This window comes from Paenibacillus rhizosphaerae (assembly GCF_014192015.1).
Taxonomy (GTDB): domain Bacteria; phylum Bacillota; class Bacilli; order Paenibacillales; family Paenibacillaceae; genus Paenibacillus_AQ; species Paenibacillus_AQ rhizosphaerae.
Window position 1 is genome coordinate 755,551 of the sequence record NZ_JACHXJ010000002.1, and the last position, 11,836, is coordinate 767,386.

The 11,836-nt window shown below is 54.5% G+C and carries 15 protein-coding genes; 6 read left to right on the forward strand and 9 right to left on the reverse strand.

Annotation, left to right across the window (positions count from 1 at the left end):
* The first annotated feature begins 17 nt into the window (after positions 1–17).
* Positions 18–578 (forward strand): DinB family protein, encoded by a 561-nt coding sequence (locus tag FHS19_RS12085; RefSeq protein WP_246426547.1) that lies wholly within the window; start codon positions 18–20, stop codon positions 576–578.
* Here the strand turns inward: FHS19_RS12085 and FHS19_RS12090 are convergent.
* Positions 566–1,201 carry a DUF1796 family putative cysteine peptidase gene (locus tag FHS19_RS12090; RefSeq protein ID WP_183582067.1) on the reverse strand — a complete coding sequence of 212 codons (636 nt, stop codon included), beginning with the start codon at positions 1,199–1,201 and terminating at the stop codon, positions 566–568. The genes FHS19_RS12085 and FHS19_RS12090 overlap by 13 nt on opposite strands.
* Positions 1,202–1,357: 156 nt before the next feature.
* On the opposite strand from FHS19_RS12090, the gene FHS19_RS12095 reads away from it, so the two are divergent.
* Positions 1,358–1,891: a pyrophosphohydrolase domain-containing protein gene (locus tag FHS19_RS12095; protein WP_183582068.1), complete on the forward strand. Its 534-nt coding sequence runs from the start codon at positions 1,358–1,360 to the stop codon at positions 1,889–1,891.
* Positions 1,892–2,003: 112 nt separating this feature from the next.
* Here the strand turns inward: FHS19_RS12095 and FHS19_RS12100 are convergent, their stop codons facing one another.
* Positions 2,004–2,207 carry a hypothetical protein gene (locus FHS19_RS12100; RefSeq protein ID WP_183582069.1) on the reverse strand — a complete coding sequence of 68 codons (204 nt, stop codon included), beginning with the start codon at positions 2,205–2,207 and terminating at the stop codon, positions 2,004–2,006.
* Between the two features lie 293 nt (positions 2,208–2,500).
* Here FHS19_RS12100 and FHS19_RS12105 point away from each other — a divergent pair, with 293 nt between their 5' ends.
* The gene (locus FHS19_RS12105; RefSeq protein ID WP_246426548.1) at positions 2,501–3,628 is read left to right on the forward strand and encodes a phosphotransferase; all 1,128 of its coding nucleotides are present in this window, start codon (positions 2,501–2,503) and stop codon (positions 3,626–3,628) included.
* 120 nt (positions 3,629–3,748) lie between these two features.
* Here the strand turns inward: FHS19_RS12105 and FHS19_RS12110 are convergent, their stop codons facing one another.
* From FHS19_RS12110 to FHS19_RS12120, 3 genes are all read right to left on the reverse strand, one after another.
* The gene (locus tag FHS19_RS12110) at positions 3,749–3,976 is read right to left on the reverse strand and encodes a sulfurtransferase TusA family protein (RefSeq protein ID WP_183582070.1); all 228 of its coding nucleotides are present in this window, start codon (positions 3,974–3,976) and stop codon (positions 3,749–3,751) included.
* Positions 3,977–4,024: 48 nt separating this feature from the next.
* The gene (locus FHS19_RS12115) at positions 4,025–5,095 is read right to left on the reverse strand and encodes a YeeE/YedE family protein (RefSeq protein ID WP_183582071.1); all 1,071 of its coding nucleotides are present in this window, start codon (positions 5,093–5,095) and stop codon (positions 4,025–4,027) included.
* A 119-nt stretch (positions 5,096–5,214) separates the two neighbouring features.
* The gene (locus tag FHS19_RS12120; RefSeq protein WP_183582072.1) at positions 5,215–6,027 is read right to left on the reverse strand and encodes a helix-turn-helix domain-containing protein; all 813 of its coding nucleotides are present in this window, start codon (positions 6,025–6,027) and stop codon (positions 5,215–5,217) included.
* A 206-nt stretch (positions 6,028–6,233) separates the two neighbouring features.
* On the opposite strand from FHS19_RS12120, the gene FHS19_RS12125 reads away from it, so the two are divergent.
* Positions 6,234–7,700, forward strand: coding sequence for a sulfatase family protein (locus tag FHS19_RS12125; RefSeq protein ID WP_183582073.1), 1,467 nt, complete (start codon positions 6,234–6,236; stop codon positions 7,698–7,700).
* Between the two features lie 114 nt (positions 7,701–7,814).
* Here the strand turns inward: FHS19_RS12125 and FHS19_RS12130 are convergent, their stop codons facing one another.
* From FHS19_RS12130 to FHS19_RS12140, 3 genes are all read right to left on the reverse strand, one after another.
* Entirely contained in the window at positions 7,815–8,777 is a 963-nt protein-coding gene (locus FHS19_RS12130; RefSeq protein WP_183582074.1) for a serine hydrolase domain-containing protein, read from the reverse strand.
* Positions 8,778–8,992: 215 nt separating this feature from the next.
* Positions 8,993–9,580, reverse strand: coding sequence for a YjgB family protein (locus FHS19_RS12135; protein ID WP_183582075.1), 588 nt, complete (start codon positions 9,578–9,580; stop codon positions 8,993–8,995).
* Positions 9,581–9,728: 148 nt separating this feature from the next.
* Complete coding sequence (locus FHS19_RS12140) at positions 9,729–10,532, reverse strand: lipase family protein (protein ID WP_183582076.1); 804 nt, start codon at positions 10,530–10,532, stop codon at positions 9,729–9,731.
* 73 nt (positions 10,533–10,605) lie between these two features.
* Here FHS19_RS12140 and FHS19_RS12145 point away from each other — a divergent pair, with 73 nt between their 5' ends.
* A complete protein-coding gene (locus FHS19_RS12145; RefSeq protein ID WP_312887205.1) occupies positions 10,606–10,968 on the forward strand; it encodes a DUF488 domain-containing protein in 363 nt (120 codons plus the stop codon).
* 85 nt (positions 10,969–11,053) lie between these two features.
* On the opposite strand, the gene FHS19_RS12150 is transcribed toward FHS19_RS12145, so the two are convergent.
* A complete protein-coding gene (locus FHS19_RS12150) occupies positions 11,054–11,272 on the reverse strand; it encodes a hypothetical protein (protein WP_183582077.1) in 219 nt (72 codons plus the stop codon).
* 104 nt (positions 11,273–11,376) lie between these two features.
* Here FHS19_RS12150 and FHS19_RS12155 point away from each other — a divergent pair, with 104 nt between their 5' ends.
* Positions 11,377–11,772 (forward strand): MarR family winged helix-turn-helix transcriptional regulator, encoded by a 396-nt coding sequence (locus tag FHS19_RS12155; protein WP_183582078.1) that lies wholly within the window; start codon positions 11,377–11,379, stop codon positions 11,770–11,772.
* Positions 11,773–11,836: the final 64 nt, after the last annotated feature.

Sequence of the window (11,836 nt, forward strand, 5' to 3'; positions counted from 1 at the left end):
GCACAGAGGGGCGTATCATGCTTAAGAAAAATCGGAAAGAGGAGCATATGAATATGGATGACTTCGCGTTGATTGAAGGTTACCGACTTGATTTGAAAAAGTATTCCGCCAGGCAGCTCCGGTACATATCCGGACCGGAGATCTGGTCAATCGGACAGATGTATGATCATCTGATCGCCGTTGCTATGGAGTACCTGGACTTTGTCCAAGATTGTGCAGAGTGCGCGGAGGAGCAGCCGCTGGGCAAAACGCCGGGTGGAGAAGACGTGTTCCGGCGCGGCGGATTTCCGCCGATCAAGATCAAGCTGGAAGGAGCGCAGGCTGCCAGTCCGAATAACGCGTTAAGCAGCGAAGAACTGGACGAGGGGCTGGCGAATGTGCTGGCAAGAATGCGGGAGTGGGAGCCGAAACTGGGAGGGGTTCATCCAGGCGGCAAAGTCCGGCACGGCGGCTTCGGCTGGCTGAATGCGCAGGAGTGGTACCGGCTGATCGGCATGCACTTCCGCCACCATTTGCGGCAGCAAGCGGAGCTGGAGCAGCGGCTGCCAGAAGTTCCCGGGGAAATTCAAGAAGGATGATTGCTGGGCTGGCTGCGGATCGAATAGGGAGCAAGCGTCTTTTTCCAAGCTTCGGCATCCCCTTCCCAGGTCGCTCCGGCAGGCATCCGAACGATGCGGATCCGCGGGTGGCCCGAATCGAGCTCGACCGCATCCGGATCACTGCTGTGCAGGACAAATAAATATCGGAGATGCGGATTGGTGCAGCTGTTCTCGATCGTATCGAAAATGCGAACGGCATCTTCGGTATGCTTGACCGTCCGGATCAGCAGCACGTCTTGAACGGATGAGAGGAAGTGGCTGAAGCGCCCGATCCGGCGTTCCAGCCTGTCGCGGAATTCGGGATAATCGAACAGCGGGGGCTGCTCTGGATCGTATTTAAAATCGTGAAAGGACAGGCAGGTGCTGGCCTTATCCCGAACATAGTGGCAGTTGACCGAATGGCTGTAGTCCTCCAGGTTCGGCAGCAGCATGAAGCGTTCAAAGCGCGATTCAAGCACCTGGCAGAAGCCCGGGATTGAAGCAAAGTTGAACCAGTCGAAAGGACCGGCGGCCGTGCACAGCCCGTTCCTCCGCAGCTGGGAGGCGACCTGGCAGCTGCTGCCCAGACTGAATATGGCGTCGAAGGATGTTGCCATGGTCATGGTCCATTCCCCCTTTCTTTTACCAGGACTGAACCTATGATATTCGCGGCGCTCAGCATAAGAAACGGCATGAATCTATTTTCTACCAAGAGTCCGTGCCGATAAATTTGCTATAATACTAGAGATTACACCGATAAAGGAGCCAGAGAAATCAACATGACGGAATCCAAAACGTTGGGAAAAACCCAGTTTCAGCAGGTTCGCGAGTTTCATTTGGGCTTTGACTGCCCCGCTCCGGAGGAGCCGGCGGCCTTGAACGGTAAGCTTGCGATGAACCGCGCCGCCTTTATTATGGAGGAAGTGATTGAACTGCTGCATGCCACGGCAGGCAATGACGACAGGTTCGAGGCATTTTTCGCCGAGCTGATGGAACGCGCGCAGCATACATACCGCAAGCAGCAGCAAAAAGCTTATCCGGGGGACAAGCTGATCGGCCAAATGGATGCATTCACCGACATCCTCTACTTCGCCAACGGCGGATTCGTCGAAGCCGGCGTGGAGCCGGAGCGGATTTTTGAGCATGTTCATGCCGCCAACATGGGCAAGCTTTTTCCGGACGGAAAGCCGCACTATAACGACGTAGGCAAAGTGATCAAGCCGGACAATTGGGAGCAGGACTTCGCTCCGGAACCGAAAATCGCGGCGGAGATCACCCGGCAGATCGAGCTCGGTCCGAAACGATTCAAGTAAAGCTGCATGAAATGATCGGGAACCACAACAAAACGGCTCATGGCGGATGGAATATCCGATCATGAGCCGTTTCCCTTTGTCTAAGTATGACCACCAATTATGAAAGCATTACTCAGTAGTTTGCGCCGTGATTAAATGGCTTGATTGCATCTGCTGTTTCGTAATTAGCGCCGTGATTAAACGGCTTGATTGCATCTGCTGTGTCGTAGTTTGCACCGTGATTGAACGGCTTGATTGCATCCGCCGAAGCCACCGCCGCTAAGAGTCCGCTAAGAAGTCCAAGCAAGATTACTGTCGAGAGAATCGTTTTTTTCATCTTTTAATTCACTCCCATAGGTAATTTTATTAGACAACGGTGTAGTCAAATCTGCAAACCTCTGATTAGCTTGTCTACGACAATTTTATCAGAAAATGTAAAAGACTGTAAAGGTCTATCGACAAAAAAATCAACTTTTTCTGTTCATAATTCGTATAACAAGAAGAATGCCGCAGGCAGCTGCAAAAGAAGCCGGAAATTGTCCGGAAAGGCGGTGAAAATATTGTCATTACCTGGCATCCGCAGCCGGGTCTATGATAAGTTCATAGAGTATGGATAAAGGGGAGGAATCGTTGAAGAATAGGATCAACCTGCTGAATCTCATATTTAACGGCCGACTCATTCACATCCCTGCAGCGGGAGTCCAACCGCAATCTGGCCGAATTGGAGGAAATCGAATACTGATCATGCTGACATCGATATTAAACCATTATGATTCTTCCTGGAGAGGAGACATTACACAGGGGGCAAGCGGCTGGAACAATACGACCCGGTTTATCGAGGGTGCGGAGGGGCGCGGTGTCCTGCGAATTTACGAAACGCATCGGGACATCGATAAAATCCGGTTTGAGCACGCTGTCCTGGCATCGCTTGCCCGGGACAAACTGGACTTCCGCACGCCCGTGCCCGTGCCTGCCCTGACGGGCGATACGATCGTCCAGCTGGATGACGGGAGCGGACGTTACGCTTGTCTCTTCAATTACATTGACGGCATCCGTCCCGAATCCGTCGGCTTTCGGGCCGGCTATTCTTTCGGCGAAGCGGCGGGCAGCCTTTCTGTTGCGCTCAGCCGGCTCGTGGTTGCTCCGTCTCCCGCCTACCGGCCCTACTATGAACTCAGCCATTCGTACCCGGCGTGCAGTCCGGAGTCAGTCGGGCAGTTCTGCAGCGCGGTGCCAGAGCCCTTTCACGGCTTGGAGGGACCGCTTCGCGGGATCGGGGAAGTTTACAGGGAGGTCATCCGCGAACTTGAAGGGCTGGAACGTCTCCCGCAGCAGCTGGTGCACGGGGACCTGAATGCCTCCAATTTGCTGGTGGACGCAGGCAATCCTGAAGGCGTTACGGCGCTGCTCGACTTTGAATTCTGCACCCGTGACCTACGGGCGATGGAGCCCGCGGTCATCCTACCGGGGTTGCTGGTGGACGATCCGGATAACGGCATGGAGGCGGCCGTTCAATTTTGCCGCGGCTTCAGCAGCCGTGTCCGCCTGACCCGCGATGAAATCCGGGCGATCCCGGTGCTCATGAAGCTGCGGAACGTGGACGTGTTCCTGCACTTTATGACCCGGTACGATGAAGGTACAGACGGCCCCGAGGTGCTGCGCGAGCAGATTCCGGCCATTTACGCCGAACTTGCGCGGTTAGAGCGGGACAGGACGGCGGTCGAAGCTCTGCTTGAACGATACCTGTGCCTTGTATGACATCGACTTTGAGCCTGTTTATAGCAAAAAAGAAGCAGGGACGATGGTCGGTTCGACCGATCCCATGCATACAAAAAGACGACCTGTCCGATATGTCGGAAGGTCGCCTTATACATTTCGTTATTTCTTTTGCACCGTAATCGTCCACGAAGCATCGTCGATCTGTTCGAAATTCGTGACGGTGTGGCCGGCTTCTGCAGCCCAGCGCGGTATGGCTTCGGTGGCCTGCGTGCAGTCGAAGTCGATGACCAGCTCGTCGCCGCTGTTCAGCTCTTCAATCGCCTGCTTGGCTTCGATTAACGGGAACGGGCAGACCATGCCTATAACGGCAAGTTTTTGTTGTTTCATAAAAGTAACCTCCTTTAAGATATGTCTAGTCTAACGTAAAGCGCCTAATTAAGTCGTCGTGGTTTGCAGCGAAGCGGACTGCTTCAGCTTGGCTTTGGTACGTGGGCGGACGAACACGAAATAAGAAGCCGTCCATGTGCCCAAAATCATAAACACGAGGGATACCCAGCCCTGCCATGTCATCATGGCGGTCATGACAAGACCGTTGCCGATCGAGCAGCCGCCCGCCCAGCTGGCGCCAAAGCCCATTAGGATGCCGCCGGCAAAGCTTGAAACCGCTGTTTTTGCATCCGGGGCGCGGAAGCGGAATTCCCGGCTGCCTTTCGCTGCAATGAAGGACCCGACAAGGATACCAAGCACCAGAAACATGCCCCAGTTCACGTACTTATCGCTGTCCCCCGTAACCAAGTACTGCAAAATATTAGCGGAAGGCGTCGTGATTCCAAGACCCGACATGCGTCCGGTCGCCTCGCTCAGCGGCCAGGCCAGCAGGGCGATCAGGCCGACAAGAATGGCGGTAAAGAACGGATGCCAGCGTTTTTCGAACAGCAGATGGCTCAGTCCGGAACGCTTCGGCTTCATCGCCGGAATGGCAACCTTCGGTTTGCGCAGCGTACGGATCACCATAACGATCGTAATGATGGCCAGAAGCGCAATAAAAGGCCATACCGAAATGCCGAAGGTGTCCGGAATGGAATTGGCCGGAGCCTCTACTTTCTTGATTCCGTTATTGAGCGGCGCCAAAGCACCCGATTTCATCGTGGCGCTCATCGCCATATAACCGAACAGTGCGATCCAGCTGCCGATCAGTCCTTCACCGGCCCGGTACCATGTTCCTGTCGCACATCCCCCGGCCAAAATAATGCCAATCCCAAATATAAACGAGCCGACCACGGTAGCCACCCAAGGGAACGTGCCGGCGCTGAATTCGATGAGTCCAAGCTGGATCAGCGCAAACACGCCGATGCTCTGAATCGAAATGGCGATCAGCAGCGCATAAAACATGCGGTTGTCCTTGGTCAGATACATGTCCCTGAATCCGCCTGTCAGGCAGAAACGTCCACGCTGCATGACGAAGCCCAGCAGGGCGCCGCACAGCAGGCCTGTTAACATCAACATGACGTCTTTCTCCTCCTTTGATCATATACAAGTAATTCACTTTGTTTTATCGGTATTTATGATTGTAACAAACGTGTAGGAGAAGTCAATGGAGAAATGTTCCAAATGTGTCAGGCATATCATGTGATCGTGCTGATGATCGGAGGCGTGCCGGATCGCTGCGCCTGCACGACGTATTCGGTAGGCGAGAGGCCGCAGTACTTTTTAAACACCCGGTGGAAATACGAAGTATCGTAGTAACCGAGGTACTGAGATATGCCCGCGACGGTCATATTTGAGCCCAGCAGCAGGCTGCAGGCCTCCTGCATGCGAAGCTGATGCATGTACCGGATCGGGGACCGGCCGTACACTTCCTTGAAGACGGCGGTCACGTAATTGGGGGACCGGCCGATCAAAACGGCCAGCCGGGCAATCGCGATTTGCTCCCGGTAATGCTCCAGCAGGTAGGCTTTTACCGCTTCGGCGTATTTTAGCTTGCTGGGTGTCAGCGCGGGCTGTTCCAGTTCCCGGGCAATCATGCCCAGAAGCTCCTGCAATATGCCTAAACAGACGATGGAGCGGTAGCTTTTCCCGCCCCGCATCTCTTCGTACAGCCTGTCGCAGCGATGATAGGCGTACTGGATCGGGGAGAGCCTGAACTTGACGCAATGTCCCTGATCCACGAACGGAATACCCGTCTCAGCCCCGGGCTCGCATGTAAATAACACGGTATGTTTTTGGTGGGGAATGCCGTCCTTGTTTTCCCCAGCCCGGCGGGCTCCGCGGGGGATGAAGATCACGTCCTCCGCTTCGGCGGTGACAACCCTGCCATTGATTTCATATCGGACCTGGCCCTGCCGGACGACGACCAGAACGTTGTACGGAATGGTTTCGAGGTTGGTTCTCCATTGGGGGATGTCATTGTCGAAATTTACACTCATGATATGAAACATGCACTGCACCTCTTTATCCCAAAACTTAATAAAACCCTATCATAATGCGTACTCTCCGTAAATCATGCATTCTTGCATTCGGCATAAATCATCAAAATTGCGATAGAAATGTACATCGAATCAATGAAATGTACATGGACGCAATAAGAGCGCCATGCCTATAATTCAGCTGACAATATATCATATCCGGAGAGGATGGATGAACGATGAGAGTGTTATTGCTGGATTTGGATTCAACGAGACCGGACCACCTGGGCTGCTATGGCTACCACCGCAATACGTCGCCGCAAATCGACCGGGTCGCCGCCGAAGGCGTACGCTTTGACAACTACTATACTTCCGACGCTCCGTGCTTCCCGTCGCGTACGGCACTGATGACGGGCCGCTTCGGCATTCATAACGGTGTCGTGGGACATGGCGGGACGGCGGCGGACGTCCGTTACGAAGGGCCTGACCGCGATTTCCACGACAAGCTCGCCTCAGAGAGCTTTCCGGCGGTCTTCCGCCGTGCGGGTATGCGGACGGCATTGGTCAGCCCGTTTGGGGAGCGGCACTCCGCCTGGACCTTTTATGCGGGATTTAACGAAATTTACAACACGGGCAAGGGCGGCATGGAATCGGCCGAGGAGGTTACTCCCGTTGTGCTGGATTGGATCGAACGGAACGCAGATCTGGACGACTGGCTGCTGTACGTAAATTACTGGGATCCGCACACCCCTTACCGGGCGCCGGCGTCGTTCGGCAATCCGTTTCAGGACGATCCGCTTCCCGAGTGGATCACGGAGGAAGTGCTGGAGCGTCATAAGCAAAAGATCGGCCCACACGGCGCGAACGAAATCATTATGTATAACAGCAGCACGTCGCCGAATTACCCGCGCCACCCCGGTGATATCCAAGACATGGACGGTTTGCGGAGGATGATCGACGGTTACGACTGCGGCATCCGGCATATGGACGATAACATCGGGATGATTTTGGATCGTTTGACGGAAAAAGGGGTTATGGACGATCTGGTGATCATCATAACCGCTGACCATGGCGAAAACATGGGCGAGCTCGGCATCTACGGCGAGCACGGCACCGCCGACCAGGGCACCTGCCGGATCCCGATGATCATCCGGTGGCCGGGGATGCAGCAGGGTATTTCCGATGCATCCCTGCACTATCATCTCGACCTGGTGCCGACCATCGCGGAACTGCTGGGCGTACAGCCTGCGCAAAGCTGGGACGGCCGCAGCTACGCCGATACACTCCGCAGCGGAGAGGCCGACGGAAGGGAATTCCTCGTCGTCTCGCAGTGCGCCCATGTATGCCAGCGCAGCGTACGGTTCGGGGATTGGCTGTACACCCGGACGTACCATGACGGATATCATCTTTTTGACAAGGAGATGCTGTTCAATATTACAGAGGATGCCCACGAGCAGAACAACCTGGCTCAGGAACGGAGGGACCTGTGCAAGGAAGCGGTCTACTTGCTGAACGAGTGGCATGACGAGATGATGATGACGATGAAGTTTGACGTCGATCCGCTGTGGACGGTCATTCAGGAAGGCGGGCCGTATCATGCGAAGGGTCATCTGCCGATGTATATCGAGCGGCTGGAGCAAACCGGGAGAGGGCACGCCGTGGATGAGCTGAAGCGCCGCCATCCGCGAGAGTTTGCGCGGAAATAAGCGGTATGCGGCGAGAATAAAGACAAGGGGCTATCGATTGGCGATAGCCCCTTCTTCATGGTCCCCGGCGTTGAACATACTGGCAACAGCGGTTACTTATACATCGGCCGCTGCTTATTTCAAATCTTCCAGCAGCAGCGGTGCGATGAAGTCGCGGAACACATTCGCCGGATGCCGCTCTTTTTTACGCTTGTCATCGGTCAGAACCACTACCGTCTCCAGAACGGGGACGATATAGATGAACTGTCCCGCGTACCCGCGGGCGTAAAAATAGTCGAATGAAAGCGGGGATGCCGCAGCGGACTTTCCATCAACCGCGGCTCCAAACGTATCCGTCCACCAATGCCAGCCATAGAAGCCGCGGTTTGGCGGACTGGCGGGGATGGCCGGCTGTACAGACCGGTTCACAAGCTCCCGGGAAATCAGCTGCCGCTGCCCGCAGCGTCCCTGCTGCAAATACAGCTGCCCGAACCTCAGCAAATCCCCGGGACGGAGCCATAAGCCGTAGCCTCCGGTGTGGATGCCCTGGGGGTCGGACTCCCAGCGATAGTCTTCGATGCCCAGCGGTCCAAACAGTTTTTCCTCGGCAAACAAAGCCGTTGACTTGCCTGCGGCTTGTACCAGGATCGCGGACAGAAGCTGGGAGCATCCCGAGCTGTACTCCATCCGGGTTCCCGGGGTATCGGATATCGGCTGCTCGAGCACAAACTCGATCCAATGGCCGGTTCTGGTCATGCGCGGAAACGACTTGATCCCGCCGAATTCGCTCCATTCAAAGCCGGCTGACATCGTCAGCAGATGCTCCAGCGTGATCTCCCGCTTGCGTGGATCGGAAGCGGATCGAAGCTGCGGGAAAAATTCGGTGATCGGCGTCTCCGCTCCCGGCACGATCCCTTGATCCATCGCGATGCAGATCAGGGCCGACAGAAAGCTTTTGGTGCAGGAATTGATCTTCGCCTTCTCGTCAGGGATGCGGGGATGACGGTAGTGCTCAAACACCAGCCTGCCGTTTTGGCTGACCAGGCAGCTCCTCAGGTCGACCGGCGCGATGGTTGAAGCAAGTTCAGATATATTCATGAGAATCTTCCTTTGTTAAGAATGGCTTTTGTGGCATACATGCCGCCCTACCATTATGGCAAACTGACGGTTCCCGGACAAGGTAGGGGCGATGCTCTAAGGATATTTTCGTTCCAAGGGCAAGCAGGTATAATGATGACATGACCGCCTGAACCTCGGCTTAACACGCAAAAAGACAGCGGCTCTAGGTGAACCACTGTCTTTGGCGGAGGCTGTTATTTGGTTAGGTTAATATGATCGAGCTCCGTGCTGCTGTTGAAAATAAACTCAAGTTTGTAGTTTCCGCGGTTGTATGTCAGCTTGGTCTGCGTCTTGTTCCCTGTTTTGAAGGTGGACACCGAGCTTGGCGCATACCAGTTCTGCTTCAGCATCTTCATCGTAATGCCGCCGATATTGGTCTGGCGTTCGACGTTGGTGCCGAAGTAGCGCAACTCGCGGATTTTGCCGAGCTTATAATTGATGGCGTAGCCGGGATTGCCCATATTCGCGCTGTATACATCGAACCCATCGGCATCCTTCATCGGATTTTCGGGATCCCCGATCTTGTGCACAACATCCTGCCGGGAGCTCTTACCAACGGTGAGGCCGCTAACCGCCCCCGGGAACTGGCCTTTCAGCGCCGGTTTATAGAAACTGTTCAGCGTTTGAAGTGCCTGCTTGGATGCGTAACCCGTATCGGCCGCCGCAGCTGCGTTGGCTTGATGTACGGAATAAGACGTGCTTGCGCCTACGGCTCCCAGGCCTACCATGCCGGCCACGGTCATGGCCATGATTGCTTTCTTTGCCGGTTTTGTGATGTTCATGTTGTATCCTCTCCTTGTAACTTCTGGGGTCTCTATGTTTTTATTACCCATTCTGCTTAAGATTCAATTCTTCTACAGCATAGTAGAATCCGAAGGAGATTGGGTTACGATTCCGTGAAAGAATATGTCAATTTTGACACGGATGGCGTTAAAGACCACGTTCAGGGAACGGACAGAATCCAGGGTTGGCGGAAGACAGCATCTTGGTATATTCCGGCTGGAGCTTGGATAACTCGTTGAAATAGCTGGAGATGACGTGGTTCCCGCCGAAGGAACCGAGCTGAAAATGCCGGGGTGACAAGTTCTTTACATGGCTGTAATAAAATTTCTTGGACCGTTTCGGCAGTTTGTACACGGCGGGGGGCGCGTGGGTCACGACATCAAACAGGTTAGCAACGCGAAAGCTGTTGGGGACATAGCTGGCACATGCTTTGGCGAAGGCCGGATCGCCTACCCGCGGTGAACCGAATGTGAACAGGTAGGGGGAGCGGAAGCCGCTATTGGCAGCAACATCGACCGCGCATAAGGTCGCGAGGGCCGCACCCAGGCTGTGGCCGGTGATGAACAGCGTCTTCCCGCGGGATACCTTAGCCAGTGTCGAGATGATGCGGCTCCTTGCGGAGGCATAAATGTCCGTGAAGCCCCGGTGCGTCATACAGTCTTCTTTAATGTATTTGAATTTCTTCTGAGATGCGATCAGGTCCGCGATCCAGTTGGTCGTCGTGCTGGTTCCCCGGAAGGCGATGATGACCTCTTGATCCGAATCGAGAATAAAACCGAAGCGTTCCCACTCGTTCGTAATGGATCTGGCCTCAATCATCTCAAGCCGTGTATATGGGGAAGGGACGACAAACGACCCGTCTGCATTCTCAAATTGAGCATAGGTCTGACCGCAGATGGCCGCCAGAAAAATGGTACGCTGCTGCAAATCGTCTGCCTTGCTCATACGCATCCCGCCTTTCCCTCCTACACTATATTAAGAGGATAAGGATCGGGTGCTTGGGCATGAATAGTCTAATAAGGAGGTGTCCACGATTTCGATTCATATCAAACGGGTCTATGAAAAGCCTGAAGCATCAGACGGCAAACGGATCTTGGTCGACCGTCTCTGGCCGAGGGGACTCACGAAAGAACAGGCCGGCATTGACGAATGGATGAAAGAGATCGCGCCCAGTCATGAGCTGAGAAAATGGTACGCTCATCGGCTGGAGCATTACGACAGGTTCAAAGAGCTCTACCTGCAGGAACTGCAGCAGGACAAGCCTTTCCCACTTTTGCGTCAAATCAGGGAATGGGCAGAGGATTCTACGGTTACGCTGTTATATGCCGCGAAGGATACCCAGATGAATCAGGCGGTTGTCCTCAAAGAAATCATCGAATCGTCGTAAGCACCAGGGCGACGGGATTTTTCGGTTCTAAGATGGAAGACATGCCCCATATTTTAAAAAAAGGGGAAGAACGGTTATCGGCCGGTTACGGTTCCGCGCCATGGCGGCCGAGCTCTTCATCACTACTTTTTTTGTGGCGTGAGAAAATGTGAAGCGGAGCGATTCCCAACCATTCATAGGCCTCGGACATTCCGTACAACTCGGTCAGGCTGTAAATGACGACGAAGGGGAGCAGGCCGAGGGCCAACACGGCAAACAGCAGTCCAAACGTGACGGATTGCCAGATCGATCCGGATTTGATCAACTTACAACGCCTCGCTTTCATCATGAATGGGATGCCCGCATATGGGGAAGACCATCCCGCAACATATCGTATTGCGATATAAATATGTGAAGGAGACCTTCTTCATGACTGATGAACATTTGCCGAAAGCTGTGTACGAGCAGTTGGCCGAATTCAGGTACCGGCTGCGGAAGTTTATCCATTTCAGCGAAAATGCCGCAAGAGACGTCGGCCTGACCCCACAGCAGCACCAACTGCTGCTTGCGATACAGGGGTACCCGGGCCGGGATTATGCAACGATTGCCGAGACGGCGGAAAAGCTGCAGATCACCCATCATGCCTGCGTCGGCCTCGTCTCCCGCTGTGTCCGGGCAGGCCTTATCGTTCGGCGGGCCAACCCGGAAGACGCCCGCAGCGTCCATATCGCCCTGACCGAGAAAGGGATGGATTGCCTCAGGAGGCTGTCCGCCGTGCATCTGATGCAGCTGGAAAGCCTTGATTTCAAGTTTCCGAATCTGTAAATTCCCTTTTGGAACAACCATCCGGCGATCCCAAGAATCGAAACGGGTTAACCGGAAAGGCGCC